The 13,797-nt window shown below is 59.4% G+C and carries 13 protein-coding genes; 6 read left to right on the top strand and 7 right to left on the bottom strand.

The genetic code is table 11. The features are described 5' to 3' along the window. The first annotated feature begins 101 nt into the window (after positions 1-101). Positions 102-464 carry a DUF6124 family protein gene (locus tag ACXX9E_RS03365; protein ID WP_128614837.1) on the top strand — a complete coding sequence of 121 codons (363 nt, stop codon included), beginning with the start codon at positions 102-104 and terminating at the stop codon, positions 462-464. A 1,067-nt stretch (positions 465-1,531) separates the two neighbouring features. Then, entirely contained in the window at positions 1,532-1,882 is a 351-nt protein-coding gene (locus ACXX9E_RS03370; protein WP_123469461.1) for a hypothetical protein, read from the top strand. A 62-nt stretch (positions 1,883-1,944) separates the two neighbouring features. Here ACXX9E_RS03370 and fba read toward each other — a convergent pair whose 3' ends face one another. From fba to tkt, 6 genes are all read right to left on the bottom strand, one after another. Continuing rightward, on the bottom strand, positions 1,945-3,009 hold the full coding sequence (fba, locus tag ACXX9E_RS03375) for a class II fructose-bisphosphate aldolase (RefSeq protein WP_007913760.1): 1,065 nt from the start codon (positions 3,007-3,009) through the stop codon (positions 1,945-1,947). Between the two features lie 272 nt (positions 3,010-3,281). After that, the gene (locus tag ACXX9E_RS03380) at positions 3,282-3,614 is read right to left on the bottom strand and encodes an MliC family protein (protein WP_458555029.1); all 333 of its coding nucleotides are present in this window, start codon (positions 3,612-3,614) and stop codon (positions 3,282-3,284) included. Positions 3,615-3,671: 57 nt separating this feature from the next. Further along, entirely contained in the window at positions 3,672-3,893 is a 222-nt protein-coding gene (locus ACXX9E_RS03385) for a hypothetical protein (RefSeq protein WP_025109191.1), read from the bottom strand. 34 nt (positions 3,894-3,927) lie between these two features. Continuing rightward, positions 3,928-5,091, bottom strand: a complete 1,164-nt coding sequence (locus ACXX9E_RS03390) for a phosphoglycerate kinase (RefSeq protein ID WP_123469465.1) — start codon at positions 5,089-5,091, stop codon at positions 3,928-3,930. Positions 5,092-5,103: 12 nt separating this feature from the next. After that, positions 5,104-6,156 carry an erythrose-4-phosphate dehydrogenase gene (epd, locus tag ACXX9E_RS03395; RefSeq protein WP_123469467.1) on the bottom strand — a complete coding sequence of 351 codons (1,053 nt, stop codon included), beginning with the start codon at positions 6,154-6,156 and terminating at the stop codon, positions 5,104-5,106. 180 nt (positions 6,157-6,336) lie between these two features. Beyond that, entirely contained in the window at positions 6,337-8,334 is a 1,998-nt protein-coding gene (gene tkt / locus ACXX9E_RS03400; protein ID WP_123469471.1) for a transketolase, read from the bottom strand. Positions 8,335-8,592: 258 nt separating this feature from the next. Here tkt and ACXX9E_RS03405 point away from each other — a divergent pair, with 258 nt between their 5' ends. From ACXX9E_RS03405 to ACXX9E_RS03420, 4 genes are all read left to right on the top strand, one after another. Beyond that, positions 8,593-9,588, top strand: coding sequence for an ArsR/SmtB family transcription factor (locus ACXX9E_RS03405; protein ID WP_123469473.1), 996 nt, complete (start codon positions 8,593-8,595; stop codon positions 9,586-9,588). An 18-nt stretch (positions 9,589-9,606) separates the two neighbouring features. Beyond that, on the top strand, positions 9,607-10,797 hold the full coding sequence (gene metK, locus ACXX9E_RS03410; protein WP_123469475.1) for a methionine adenosyltransferase: 1,191 nt from the start codon (positions 9,607-9,609) through the stop codon (positions 10,795-10,797). A gap of 213 nt (positions 10,798-11,010) precedes the next feature. Further along, complete coding sequence (ligB, locus tag ACXX9E_RS03415; protein ID WP_458555030.1) at positions 11,011-12,687, top strand: NAD-dependent DNA ligase LigB; 1,677 nt, start codon at positions 11,011-11,013, stop codon at positions 12,685-12,687. A 95-nt stretch (positions 12,688-12,782) separates the two neighbouring features. Next, on the top strand, positions 12,783-13,178 hold the full coding sequence (locus tag ACXX9E_RS03420; RefSeq protein WP_123469479.1) for a DUF1090 domain-containing protein: 396 nt from the start codon (positions 12,783-12,785) through the stop codon (positions 13,176-13,178). Positions 13,179-13,249: 71 nt separating this feature from the next. On the opposite strand, the gene ACXX9E_RS03425 is transcribed toward ACXX9E_RS03420, so the two are convergent. Beyond that, positions 13,250-13,699, bottom strand: coding sequence for a c-type cytochrome (locus ACXX9E_RS03425; RefSeq protein WP_123469481.1), 450 nt, complete (start codon positions 13,697-13,699; stop codon positions 13,250-13,252). Positions 13,700-13,797 lie beyond the last annotated feature (98 nt).

Here is a 13,797-nt window from a genome sequence, read left to right on the forward strand (position 1 = left end):
TGCGCCGGCTTGCTCGAAACCCCGGTCTACTAACCTGCGTACAGTTGCCTCCACTTTGATTAGTAGCCAGAGCGGGAGCACTCCAATCAGGTTTCGAGCAAATGACTAAATCAACGCCTCACCCGCCGGTCACCGACCCGGCCTCCCCTTACGAATCCGTCGACTCAAAAAAACTCAGCGACGCCGCCGAACGCGCCCTTGACCATTACCTCAACCCCGCCGCCCTCATCATGGCGAGCACGCATAAACCCGACCCCATGTACCTCGCCAACCCGAAGTACAACACCGAATCCCTGCTGGCCAACGCCAGCGAAACCCTGGGCTCCGCCAGCGAAATGCTCAACAACTTCGCCGCAACGCTCGATACCTCGCACCGCAAGACTGCACTGGGCATTGCACAAGTGGTCATGCTGGGGGAACTGGCGGTGAATCAGGCACTCGATCATGTGGAGTTGGAGCACTAGCCCTCCACGAAGAAACCCGCCACAAGGCGGGTTTCTTCAGGGAAAATCCAACAAAAAAGTGGGACGCCCATAAGCGCTGTTCAATTTACTCAATAAGACTGTCTGGCGAGGTGCTCCAGCCACCCCCACACCCACAGGTGCAACTATTTGCAGGTGGGTGGTTCCATTTGTTGAATTTCGTGTCCAACACCGGCGCTGTCATTGCGATTTTTCCTGAGTCCTTACTCTCAAGCTGGGAGGAGGAGAGATCCATTGAAGCGTCAAACTGCCATTTACCCACACCGACATCGTCATTATTTGTCATTTCGAAACCCTCTCGTGAATGAGTTCATATAATCACGTAGCTTTTCAGCATTGACCACTGTCAGAAGTAACAGGTTTAACAAATCAAATACGAATAACCCGGCTCAGCCTTAGTACATATTAAAAAACTTAAATTTTCGCTCATGAGTCAGTCCTCCATTACCAAGTTGAACCCAAGCCTGTGCGCAAAAAAATAAAAACGACCACTGTCAAACCTGACAGGTATCAATATCGAATTCGAATTAGCCACCGCACGATCCAACCTGTGGAATATAGAGTTCAACTTCCGCGTTTGGATCGCTGATGAAAGGCTTGGCAGGCCGCATGACGCGTTATCGCAATAAGCGCGAAGGACGCTTGGGCATCCTGTGGGAAAGTCACACGCCACCTTCCGAATTGCAGTTGATGAGAGGGACGCCTCAACGCGGGCATTTGACGGGCAGTTCGCGTTTCACAGAAGACATTGAGAACATCGCGGGATGCGGATTTCTCAGCACTCTAGAAGGCGACCTGCGAAATAGTGCGCACGCTTACGCATAATCGAAGATGACAATAATAAATCTGTGCCTTTTTTGGCCCACACCTTATACCGACTTTATTCATCCCCCGATCAAAGCATTGCGAATTGATATAAGAAACTGTCACTTCTATCAGGTTACAAAAAAACACCATCAACTTAACCTCATCAACGTGATACGAAAAAAATCAACTTCGGACTGACGTGTAGCCCGAGCCTTAAATATCGCGAACGAATGGTGAATATAATGCCTACTTACCAAGGTACAGTCTCTGATACAGGTGAAAGCAATTGCGCCACGCTTACATTTGACGAACCAAGCCAACAAAATGGACAGTTAAATAACGGCAAAATGCAATATTACGGGCTTAACTTTACCGTCACTGGAAGCTATACCGCGAAGAACTCAAGGTCCTTTAATCTTCAAGCCAAAGCAAAGGCCTCAGATGGAGATGAATATGGACATGGCGACAGCTCACTCACCATCAGCTTGAAATCGGCCGACGCCAACGACAATAAGTTGAGCGGTACTGTCAAGGTTGTATCAGGCGGGCCGAATGTGGGTAAAACCTACAATATGAACTTCACAAAAGGGTAACAACAGCGCACAAAAAACCCGCCTCACGGCGGGTTTTTTATAACACAGGAGAAACCAAAGGCTTAGTTAACCTTGGCGTTCAACTCACCCTTCAGATAACGCTGGTACATCGCTTCCAGCGAGATCGGTTTGATCTTCGAAGCATTACCGGCAGTGCCGAACGCTTCATAACGAGCGATACACACGTCACGCATTGCGGTCACGGTGGCGCCGAAGAACTTACGTGGGTCGAATTCGCTCGGGTTGGTGGCCATCAGGCGACGCATCGCACCGGTGGACGCCAGGCGCAGGTCGGTGTCGATGTTGACCTTGCGCACGCCGTACTTGATGCCTTCGACGATTTCTTCAACCGGTACGCCGTAGGTTTCTTTGATGTCGCCGCCGTACTGGTTGATGATCGCCAGCCACTCTTGTGGCACGGACGAGGAACCGTGCATCACCAGGTGGGTGTTCGGGATGCGCTTGTGGATTTCCTTGATGCGGTCGATCGCCAGCACGTCACCGGTAGGTGGCTTGGTGAACTTGTAGGCGCCGTGGCTGGTGCCGATGGCGATGGCCAGGGCATCGACCTGAGTGCGTTTTACGAAATCAGCGGCTTCTTCCGGATCGGTCAGCATTTGGCTGTGATCCAGAACACCTTCAGCGCCGATGCCGTCTTCTTCACCGGCCATGCCGGTTTCCAGCGAACCCAGGCAGCCCAGCTCGCCTTCTACCGAGACGCCGCAAGCGTGAGCCATGGCCACGGTTTGTTGGGTAACGCGGACGTTGTAGTCGTAGTCGGTCGGGGTCTTGCCGTCTTCGCCCAGCGAGCCGTCCATCATCACCGAGCTGAAGCCCAGTTGAATGGAGCGCTGGCAGACGTCAGGGCTGGTGCCGTGGTCCTGGTGCATGCACACCGGGATGTGCGGGAATTCTTCGATCGCGGCCAGGATCAGGTGACGCAGGAACGGTGCACCAGCGTATTTGCGGGCGCCGGCCGAAGCCTGGACGATCACCGGGGAGTCAGTCTTGTCAGCGGCTTCCATGATGGCGCGCATCTGCTCAAGGTTGTTGACGTTGAAGGCTGGAACGCCGTAGCCGAACTCGGCTGCGTGGTCCAACATCTGGCGCATGCTGATAAGTGCCATTGTGTGTCTCTCTCCCGGTTGAGGGTCGTTAATCGTGCCAGCCTGCCGGAGCGGCGGCGGCTATTCAAGTGATTGCAGATCGGGGGTCGAGGCCCGGTCTGGTGATTCGGTGTTACCTAAATCTTCTGAACGACACAGAACACCTGTGGGAGCGAGCTTGCTCGCGAATGCGGCTTGGCATTCAACATTGATGCAAGCTGATCCACCGCTTTCGCGAGCAAGCTCGCTCCCACAGTTGGATCGGTTTCCACATTGGATCTGTGTTGTGTCAATTACTGCGCCTTGCAGCCGCGGCCGATCAGGTCATTGGTGGCGACCCAGTACACCAGGCCTTCGTCACCCTTGAGGTGAAACGCCAGCATGCCGTCGCTGTACAGCGAACCCGAGGCGCCCGGCTCTTCTTTCAGGCGATAGACCTGATCACCGCCGCCGAGTCGAACGTCGACTTCCTTCTGGCCGGCATCGGCGTAGCGCCACAGCACTTTGGCCTGGCTGTCGCAGGTCCAGGTGGTCCAGTTATCCGCCGGGGCGGAGGGCTGGAACAGGTTCATCTGCGCGCAACCGCCCAACAATGCCAACGCCGCAATGGCGATCAAGCCTTTCATCCGTGTTCCTCGACTGAAGGCGCACGCCGCCAGCCCTGAGTTATAGAGTCAGACCGGTCAAGGACAACCATGTTCCTTGGCCGGGGTTTGCGTCTCGTATTTGTCCAGACCGTCCGGCCCCGAGCGCTTGTTCAGCACCGGGTTGGTTTCGGCCTGCCAGTCGGCCTGATAGCAGCCTTTCTGCGCCGCACCCGGCGCAGGCGTCGCCTCGGCCTTCGGGTTACTCCCGCAGGCCGCCAGCGTACCGGTCAGCAACAACAGCGCTAACGACTTGACCATGAAAACACTCCTTTGCCTGGCCAAACGGGCGGCCTCAGGCCTTGGCCCGGCTTTCCAGGACTTCAACGGCCGGCAGCACCTTGCCTTCGACGAATTCGAGGAACGCGCCACCCCCGGTGGAAATGTAGGAGATTTGCTCAGCCACGCCATATTTATCAATCGCCGCCAGAGTGTCGCCACCGCCCGCGATGGAGAATGCCGAGCTTTCAGCGATGGCCTGGGCCAGCACTTTGGTGCCGTTGCCGAACTGGTCGAATTCGAACACGCCGACCGGGCCGTTCCACAGGATGGTTTTCGACGACTTCAGCAGTTCGGCGAAATTGGCTGCGGTTTGCGGGCCGATGTCCAGGATCATGTCGTCAGCCGCGACGTCAGCGATCAGCTTCACGGTCGCTTCGGCGCTTTCCGCGAATTCTTTGGCGACGACTACGTCAACCGGCAGTGGCACGCTGACCTTGGCAGCGATGGCGCGCGCGGTGTCGAGCAGATCCGGTTCGTACAGCGACTTGCCGACCGGGTGACCGGCCGCTGCGAGGAAAGTGTTGGCGATGCCGCCGCCAACGATCAGTTGATCGCAGATCTGGCTCAGGCTGTTGAGTACGTCGAGTTTGGTCGAGACCTTGGAGCCGGCAACGATGGCCGCCATCGGCTTGGCCGGTGCGCCCAGCGCCTTGCCCAGTGCGTCCAGTTCAGCGGCCAGCAGCGGGCCGGCAGCGGCCACCTTGGCGAACTTGGCCACGCCGTGGGTCGAACCCTCGGCGCGGTGTGCGGTGCCGAAGGCGTCCATCACGAACACGTCGCACAGGGCGGCGTATTGCTGGGCCAGGTCGTCGGCGTTCTTTTTCTCGCCTTTGTTGAAGCGCACGTTTTCGAACAGCACGATGTCGCCGGCCTTGACGTCAACGCCGCCCAGGTAATCGGCCACCAGCGGCACTTCACGGCCCAAGGCCTTGCTCAGGTAGTCGGCGACTGGCTTGAGGCTGTTCTCGGCGGAGAACTCGCCTTCGGTCGGACGGCCCAGGTGCGAGCAGACCATCACGGCCGCACCTTTTTCCAGGGCCAGCTTGATGGTCGGCAGCGAAGCCAGGATACGCGCATCGCTGGTGACAACACCGTCCTTGACTGGGACGTTGAGGTCTTCGCGGATCAATACGCGCTTACCTTGCAGATCGAGGTCGGACATCTTCAACACGGTCATGGGTCGCACTTCCTACGGTTTTTTTGAAGTTGCTGTTTGCAGATAGTGTTCTGCAACGTCCAGCATTCGGTTGGCAAACCCCCACTCGTTGTCGAACCAGGCCAGGATGTTCACCAGCCTGGGGCCGGAAACACGGGTCTGACTGGCATCGACGATGGCCGAATGTGGGTCATGATTAAAATCACAGCTTGCGTGGGGAAGCTCGGTGTAAGCCAGCAGACCTTTGAGCGGGCCGCTGGAGGCGGCTTCGCGCAGGATCCGGTTGACCTCATTGGCATCGGTCGCCGTGGCGGTCTGCATCGTGATGTCGAGGCAGGACACGTTGACCGTCGGCACGCGTACGGCTTTGGCCTGAATTCGCCCGGCAAGTTCCGGCAGCAGGCGCTCGATACCACGCGCCAGACCGGTGGACACCGGAATCACCGACTGGAACGCCGAACGGGTGCGGCGCAGGTCTTCGTGGTGATAGGCGTCGATCACTGGCTGATCGTTCATCGCCGAGTGAATCGTGGTGATCGACACGTAATCGAGGCCGATCGCCTTGTCCAGCAAGCGCAACAGCGGCACGCCGCAGTTGGTGGTGCAGGAGGCGTTGGACACCAGCAGTTCGTCGCCGGTCAGGCAGTCCTGATTGACGCCGTAGACGATGGTGGCGTCGACATCCGCCTCGCTGGCCATCGGCTGCGAGAACAATACCCGTGGCGCACCAGCGTCGAGGAACCGCTGGCCGTCTTCACGGGTGTGGTAAGCGCCGGAGCATTCGAGCACCAGATCGACGCCCAGCGACGCCCAATCAATGCCTTCGGGGGTGGCACTGCGCAGAACCTTCACGCAGTCGCCATTAATATGCAGACAGTCGCCATCTACTCGCACTTCGCCGGGAAAGCGGCCGTGAGTGGAGTCGAAGCGTGTCAGGTATTCGATGCTGGCCATGTCCGCCAGATCGTTGATTGCGACAATTTCAAACCCGGCTTTTTCGCCTCGCTCAAACAACGCACGCAAGACGCAACGACCAATCCGGCCGTAGCCGTTGAGTGCAACTTTGTAGGGACGCGGTTGAGGCATGGGGTTCTCGATAGTACGCGGGCAGACACAATGCTTAGTTGCGACACATCCCTTGTGGGAGCTGGCTTGCCAGCGATAGGGCCATTCGCTTCAACATAAATGCTGACTGAACGGACGCCATCGCTGGCAAGCCAGCTCCCACAGGGAGTTGCGGTGACCGTTAGATCACCGCGCTGTGACTTAGTCTTCCAGCAGCTCTTCAGCCTGACCCAGGATGTTTTCCAGGGTAAAACCGAACTCTTCGAACAGTGCCGAAGCCGGCGCCGACTCACCGTAGGTGGTCATGCCGATCACGCGACCTTCCAGGCCCACGTACTTGAACCAGAAGTCGGCGTGTGCCGCTTCGATCGCGATACGTGCGCTGACCTGCAACGGCAGCACCGATTGCTTGTAGCCAGCGTCCTGAGCATCGAACACGCTGGTGCACGGCATGGACACCACACGCACCTTGCGGCCTTGCTCGGTCAGTTTGTCGAAGGCCTGAACGGCCAGACCGACTTCCGAACCCGTGGCGATCAGGATCAGCTCAGGCTCGCCTGCGCAGTCCTTCAGCACGTAGCCACCGCGGCTGATGTCGGCAATCTGGCCGGCATCGCGTTCCTGATGTTGCAGGTTCTGACGCGAGAAGATCAGCGCCGATGGGCCGTCCTTGCGCTCCAGAGCGTTTTTCCAGGCCACGGCCGATTCCACGGCATCGGCTGGACGCCAGGTGTCGAGGTTCGGCGTGGTGCGCAGGCTGGTCAGTTGCTCGATCGGCTGGTGCGTCGGGCCGTCTTCGCCCAGACCGATGGAGTCGTGGGTGTAGACATGGATCACGCGCTTCTTCATCAGCGCCGACATGCGCACCGCGTTGCGGGCGTATTCCATGAACATCAGGAAGGTCGCGCCGTAAGGCACCAGGCCGCCGTGCAGGGACACGCCGTTCATGATCGCGGTCATGCCGAACTCGCGCACGCCGTAGTACATGTAGTTGCCGCTGGCATCTTCAGCGCTGACGCCTTTGCAACCTTTCCACAGGGTCAGGTTGGAACCGGCCAGGTCAGCCGAACCGCCAAGCATTTCCGGCAGCAGCGGGCCGAACGCGTTCAGGGTGTTCTGGCTGGCTTTACGACTGGCGATGGTTTCGCCCTTGGCCGCGACTTCAGCGATGTACGCCGAGGCTTTTTCAGCGAAGTCAGCCGGCAGCTCACCGCTCAGACGACGGATCAGCTCGTTGGCTTCGGTCGGGAACGCAGCGGAGTAGGCCGCGAAACGCTGATCCCACTCGGCTTCGGCGGCGCGACCTTTTTCCTTGGCATCCCACTCGGCATAAATGTCGGCCGGGATTTCGAACGGGCCGTAGTTCCAGTTCAGCGCCTGACGGGTCAGGGCGATTTCCGCGTCACCCAGCGGGGCGCCGTGGCAGTCTTCTTTACCCTGCTTGTTCGGCGAACCGAAACCGATGGTGGTCTTGCAGCAGATCAGGGTCGGCAGCGGGCTCTTGCGCGCGGTTTCGATGGCGGTCTTGATCTCTTCCGGGTCGTGACCGTCAACATTGCGGATCACTTGCCAGTTGTAGGACTCAAAACGCTTCGGGGTGTCATCGGTGAACCAGCCTTCGACTTCGCCGTCGATGGAGATACCGTTGTCATCGTAGAAGGCGATCAGCTTGCCCAGACCCAGCGTACCGGCCAGGGAAGCGACTTCGTGGGAAATGCCTTCCATCATGCAGCCATCACCCAGGAACACGTAGGTGTGGTGGTCGACGATGTTGTGGCCAGGACGGTTGAACTGCGCGCCGAGGACTTTTTCTGCCAGGGCGAAACCGACAGCGTTGGCCAGACCCTGACCCAGCGGGCCGGTGGTGGTTTCAACGCCCGGGGTGTAGCCGAATTCCGGGTGACCCGGGGTGCGGCTGTGCAGTTGACGGAACTGCTTGAGGTCGTCGATCGACAGGTCGTAACCGGTCAGGTGCAGCAGCGAGTAGATCAACATCGAGCCGTGGCCGTTGGACAGCACGAAGCGGTCACGGTCGGCGAACGATGGATTGCTCGGGTTGTGCTTGAGGTAGTCGCGCCAAAGCACTTCGGCGATATCTGCCATACCCATAGGGGCACCGGGATGGCCGCTGTTGGCTTTTTGCACGGCATCCATGCTGAGGGCACGAATGGCGTTGGCACGCTCACGACGGCTAGGCATCGCTGATCTCCTGGGTGTGAATAGATTGAAACGGAAAAAAGGAGGGCATTTTCCCTCACCGGAGCGCCTCGGGGCAATGACAGATAGTCATCCGGAGGCGTTTTTCCCATGGTTAACGGCGGTTTCCGCTGGTGAAACCTTTCCGCTGTTCGTTTGTAGAGTTAACCAGCCGGTGAGAAGTGCCATCTATCGAGCAATATCAAAACTTTTTGATATTGCTCTTGCGAGGATTTAGCCCCGTCACTAGACTGCTGCCCCATGAACTTACGCGCGCCTTCCATTCGACATGACGATTGCGACGAGCTGGCGGCCTTGTGCAAGGCCGGTGGCGACCCGCTGCGCCTGAATGTATTGCGCGCGCTGGCCAACGACTCGTTCGGGGTCCTGGAGCTGGCGCAGATTTTCGGCATCGGTCAGTCCGGCATGAGCCACCACCTCAAGGTGCTGGCCCAGGCCGATCTGGTGGCGACACGCCGCGAAGGCAACGCGATTTTCTATCGCCGCGCCCTGCCCCACCCCGAATTGCTCGGCGGCAAGCTGCACGCGGCATTGTTAGAAGAAGTCGACAATCTGGCACTGCCGGATGACGTGCAGGCGCGCATCGCTCAGGTACACGGACAACGTGAGGCCGCCAGCCAGGATTTTTTCGCACGTGTGGCGGAGAAGTTTCGCGCCCAGCAAGACCTGATCGCAGGCCTGCCGCAATACCGTGACAGCGTGCTGGCCCTGCTCGACAAACTGAACTTCAATGGTGCTGCCACGGCCATTGAAGTCGGCCCCGGCGACGGTGCTTTCCTGCCGGAACTGGCCCGCCGCTTCGGCACCGTCACCGCGCTGGACAACAGCCCGGCGATGCTCGAACTGGCGCGTCAGGTATGTGAACGTGAACAACTGGCTAACGTCAGCCTGCAATTGGCCGATGCATTGAATGGCATCAGCCTTCAGGCCGATTGCGTCGTATTGAATATGGTGTTGCACCATTTCGCCGCGCCGGCCGAAGCGCTCAAGCACATGGCCGGCCTGCTGCAACCGGGCGGTAGCCTGCTCGTGACAGAGTTATGTAGCCACAACCAGAGTTGGGCCAGGGAGGCCTGCGGTGATCTGTGGTTGGGGTTTGAACAGGACGATTTGGCCCGTTGGGCCACCGCTGCGGGGCTCGTTCCCGGGGACAGCCTCTATGTAGGCTTACGTAATGGTTTCCAGATCCAGGTTCGCCACTTTCTGCGACCGGCTGGCGACACTCACCATCGGTAAATTCAGGAAAACATCGAGATGAGCGAATACTCCCTCTTCACCTCCGAGTCCGTGTCTGAAGGACATCCGGACAAAATCGCCGACCAGATTTCCGATGCGGTGCTGGACGCCATTATTGCCCAGGACAAACACGCACGCGTGGCTGTGGAAACGCTGGTCAAGACCGGCGTTGCCATCGTTGCCGGTGAAGTGACCACCAGCGCCTGGGTCGACCTGGAGCAGATCGTTCGCGACGTGATCTGCGACATCGGCTACACCAGCTCCGACGTCGGCTTCGACGGCGCGACCTGCGGCGTGATGAACATCATCGGCAAGCAGTCCCCTGACATCAACCAGGGTGTTGACCGTGCCAAGCCTGAAGATCAGGGCGCCGGCGACCAGGGCCTGATGTTCGGCTACGCCAGCAACGAAACCGACGTACTGATGCCTGCGCCGATCACCTTCTCGCACCAGTTGGTGCAGCGCCAGGCCGAAGCCCGTAAGTCGGGTCTGCTGCCTTGGCTGCGTCCGGACGCCAAGTCGCAAGTGACTTGCCGTTACGAAGGCGGCAAGGTGGTGGGTATCGACGCTGTTGTACTGTCGACCCAGCACAACCCGGAAGTCTCGTACAAAGACCTGCGCGAAGGCGTGATGGAGCTGATCGTCAAGCACGTGCTGCCTGCCGAACTGCTGAGCAAGGACACCCAGTTCCACATCAACCCGACCGGCCAGTTCATCATTGGCGGCCCGGTAGGTGACTGCGGTCTGACCGGTCGCAAGATCATCGTCGACAGCTACGGCGGCATGGCCCGTCACGGCGGCGGCGCGTTCTCCGGTAAAGATCCATCGAAGGTTGACCGTTCGGCGGCCTACGCTGGCCGTTATGTTGCCAAGAACATCGTCGCTGCCGGCCTGGCCGAGCGTTGCGAGATCCAGGTGTCCTACGCAATCGGCGTCGCCCAGCCGACGTCGATCTCGCTGAACACATTCGGCACCGGCAAGATCAGCGATGACAAGATCATCAAACTGGTGCGTGAAGTGTTCGACCTGCGTCCATACGCAATCACCACCATGCTCGACCTGCTGCACCCGATGTACCAGGAAACTGCAGCCTACGGCCACTTCGGTCGTGCATCGCAGACCAAGACAGTTGGCGAAGACACCTTCACCACCTTCACCTGGGAAAAAACCGACCGCGCCGACGCTTTGCGTTCCGCTGCTGGTCTGTAAGACGCCCTGGCGGTACAAAAAAGCCCCGCACGGTTCGCGCCGTGCGGGGCTTTTTCATGCGTGCGCAATACCCTGTGGGAGCGAGCCTGCTCGCTAGATGCCCGAACAGACAACATGACTTTCCAACCGAAACACCCGGCAAAACACCCCGCCAACCCACTTCAAAATCCTCGCCTAGCCTTCAAGCATTCCCCCTGAGCAAGGACGCTCACCATGCTTGCGACGCTGCGCCTGTTTTCAGTTGTTCTGCTGAGTTTCATCCACCTGATCGCTTACGCCGCCTGCCCCGAATGGCCTGCCGCCACCGCGCAAAACGAAATCACCGCCCTGCAAAAACAGATCGACCAATGGGACGAAGCCTATCATCGCGAAGGCCGTTCGCTGCTTGCCGACGACCTCTATGATCAAGCCCGCGTGCGGCTCAACGAATGGCGACAGTGTTTCCAGCGGCCAGCGGCGCCGCAACCTTTGCGCAGCGCAACGGGGCCCATCGCGCATCCGGTTGCACACACAGGCCTGGATAAACTTCATGAGGCGGCGGCGGTTCAAGCCTGGCTGCAGGACCGCCGGGATGTCTGGGTACAACCCAAGGTCGATGGCGTCGCAGTGACACTGATCTACCGTCGCGGTCTGTTGCAGCAGGCGATCAGTCGCGGTGACGGTAGCAGCGGCCAGGACTGGACGGCGTCAGCGCAAAAGATCCACGCCATTCCTCAACAACTGACGCAGCCCCTCGATCTGCTGGTCCAGGGCGAACTCTACTGGCGTCTGACTCAACATGTGCAGGCCCGCGCCGGCAGCGTCAACGCCCGCGCCACGGTTGCCGGACTGATGAGCCGGAAAACCCTGAGCGCCGAGCAGGCGGCCGGGATCGGTCTGTTCGTCTGGGATTGGCCACAGGGACCGGCGAGTCTGCCCGAAAGAATAGCGACGCTGGCGACACTGGGTTTCGCCACGACAGCGCCATTCAGTCAGGCCATCGCCAACCTTGAAGACGCACAAAAGTGGCGTGAGCACTGGTATCGGTCACCACTGCCATTCGCCAGCGACGGCATTGTGCTGCGTCAAAGCCAGCGCCCACCGGCCGAGCGTTGGCAGGCGAGCGCGCCCTACTGGGCGGTGGCCTGGAAATACCCGTTTGCCCAGGCGCTGGCTGAGGTGCGCAAAGTGAATTTCAAAATCGGTCGCACCGGCCGCATCACACCCGTGCTGGAGCTGACGCCGATCATGCTCGATGACCGGGAGATCAAACGCGTGAGCGCCAGTTCGCTCAAGCGCTGGCAGACGCTGGATATCCGTCCCGGTGACCAAGTGGCAATCAGCCTGGCCGGGCTGACGATTCCACGGCTCGACAGCGTAGTACTGCGCACGACCGAGCGGGCCGACATTGACGTCCCCGACGCCCGTGATTTCCACGCCTTGAGTTGCTGGCAACCGACACCCGGTTGCGAAAGCCAGTTTCTCGCTCGCCTGACCTGGCTCAGTGGCAAGCAAGGTCTGGCGATGCAACATGTCGGCCGTGGCACCTGGGAGAAACTTCTCGAAACAGGCCACCTGAACAACCTGCTGGATTGGTTGACCCTCGACGCACCAGAGCTTGCTAACATTGCCGGCTTCGGCGAGCGCAGCAGCGAACGCCTGATTCACAGTTTTCACAGTGCCCGCCAACGGCCATTCGGCCAGTGGCTGAAAGCGCTGGGGTTACCGCCGACCGGCCAGGCACAACTGCCTGACTCATGGCAGGCGCTGGCCCGACGCGACACCGAACAATGGCAGGCTGAAGCCGGTATCGGCCCGGGACGCGCAGCGCAACTGAGCGCATTCTTTCGCGACCCGCAGGTACTGGCCTTGAGCGAAACCCTACAGGCCGCCGGCATCGACGGTTTCTGACTACGCGAACCCGGCACGCCGGGAACCCAACGGCCCCGAGGCGCTCCAACAGCGCAGTGCCCAACCGACCGATTGCCTTTGCACATGGAGCTTTTATGAAATTTCTCGCACCGCTCGCCATGCTGACCCTTTGCGGCATCATGGCCGCCCCCGTGATGGCCGACGAAGACGCCCCGGGCCTGACCGGTTGCGCTGCCAAGAAGCAGGGCATCATGAACCAGATCGAGCAGGCCAAATCCCGCGGCAATGCCGATCAACAGGCCGGCCTGGAAACAGCCCTGCGCGAAGTGACTGAACACTGCACCGACGCTGGCTTGAAGAAAGAACGCGAAAACAAGGTACTCGAAGCCAAACACGAAGTGAGCCAGCGTCAGGCTGACCTCGACAAAGCCATGAAGAAAGGCGATCCGGAGAAGATCAACAAGCGCAAGGACAAGCTCGCCGAGTCGCGCAAGGAACTGCAGGATGCGCTGGACCAAATCGACAAGTAACCGATGCCCCTGTGGCGAGGGAGCAAGCGCCCTCGCCACAGGGGCTCAATTGTCTCAGCCCCCTCATGCAATCAATGATCGCGAAATTCCTTATGGCAAGCGCTGCAGGCATCTTCAACTTTCTGCACCGCAGGCCCGAGGTTGCTGGCCTTGTAAGGCTGAACCTGGCTGGCGATCACCAATTCACCGGTGGCCGCCTCAAGGGTGCGAGCCAGTTCCTGAAAGCGGGCCTGACGCGACCAGACTTCGTCCTTGGCGCTGCTGTGATCGGCTTCGCGCACCTGCGGGAAATGCTTCCACGGCTCATGGGACAGCGCATCGAGTTTCACCGCACCGTCGGCGAACTTCGGCCCGTCGAACGCAATGCGCCCACGCAACATGCCACCGAGCTCTTCGCCGGTCTTGAGCATCTGCTTGAAGATCGCCTTGCGCTGGCCCAACGGGGAATTCGGATCGACACCGCCACAGGCGGACAGGGTCAGGCAGGCCAGCAATACAACAGCAATTCGTTTAAGAGTCATGGCGGCTTCAGGTCACGGAATTCGGCGGCCAGTATCCTCGCCTCCCCGACAAACACCAATAGCCCTATTAAAAATACGGGTTGTTCGAGCGCATGGAG

Source organism: Pseudomonas sp. GNP014, from assembly GCF_054344005.1.

Bases quoted from the DNA above. Each gene is read 5' to 3' on its own strand.
- ACXX9E_RS03365 (WP_128614837.1), top strand. From the start codon at position 102: ATGACTAAATCAACGCCTCACCCGCCGGTCACCGACCCGGCCTCCCCT.
- ACXX9E_RS03370 (WP_123469461.1), top strand. From the start codon at position 1,532: ATGCCTACTTACCAAGGTACAGTCTCTGATACAGGTGAAAGCAATTGC.
- fba (WP_007913760.1), bottom strand. From the start codon at position 3,009: ATGGCACTTATCAGCATGCGCCAGATGTTGGACCACGCAGCCGAGTTC.
- ACXX9E_RS03380 (WP_458555029.1), bottom strand. From the start codon at position 3,614: ATGAAAGGCTTGATCGCCATTGCGGCGTTGGCATTGTTGGGCGGTTGC.
- ACXX9E_RS03385 (WP_025109191.1), bottom strand. From the start codon at position 3,893: ATGGTCAAGTCGTTAGCGCTGTTGTTGCTGACCGGTACGCTGGCGGCC.
- ACXX9E_RS03390 (WP_123469465.1), bottom strand. From the start codon at position 5,091: ATGACCGTGTTGAAGATGTCCGACCTCGATCTGCAAGGTAAGCGCGTA.
- epd (WP_123469467.1), bottom strand. From the start codon at position 6,156: ATGCCTCAACCGCGTCCCTACAAAGTTGCACTCAACGGCTACGGCCGG.
- tkt (WP_123469471.1), bottom strand. From the start codon at position 8,334: ATGCCTAGCCGTCGTGAGCGTGCCAACGCCATTCGTGCCCTCAGCATG.
- ACXX9E_RS03405 (WP_123469473.1), top strand. From the start codon at position 8,593: ATGAACTTACGCGCGCCTTCCATTCGACATGACGATTGCGACGAGCTG.
- metK (WP_123469475.1), top strand. From the start codon at position 9,607: ATGAGCGAATACTCCCTCTTCACCTCCGAGTCCGTGTCTGAAGGACAT.
- ligB (WP_458555030.1), top strand. From the start codon at position 11,011: ATGCTTGCGACGCTGCGCCTGTTTTCAGTTGTTCTGCTGAGTTTCATC.
- ACXX9E_RS03420 (WP_123469479.1), top strand. From the start codon at position 12,783: ATGAAATTTCTCGCACCGCTCGCCATGCTGACCCTTTGCGGCATCATG.
- ACXX9E_RS03425 (WP_123469481.1), bottom strand. From the start codon at position 13,699: ATGACTCTTAAACGAATTGCTGTTGTATTGCTGGCCTGCCTGACCCTG.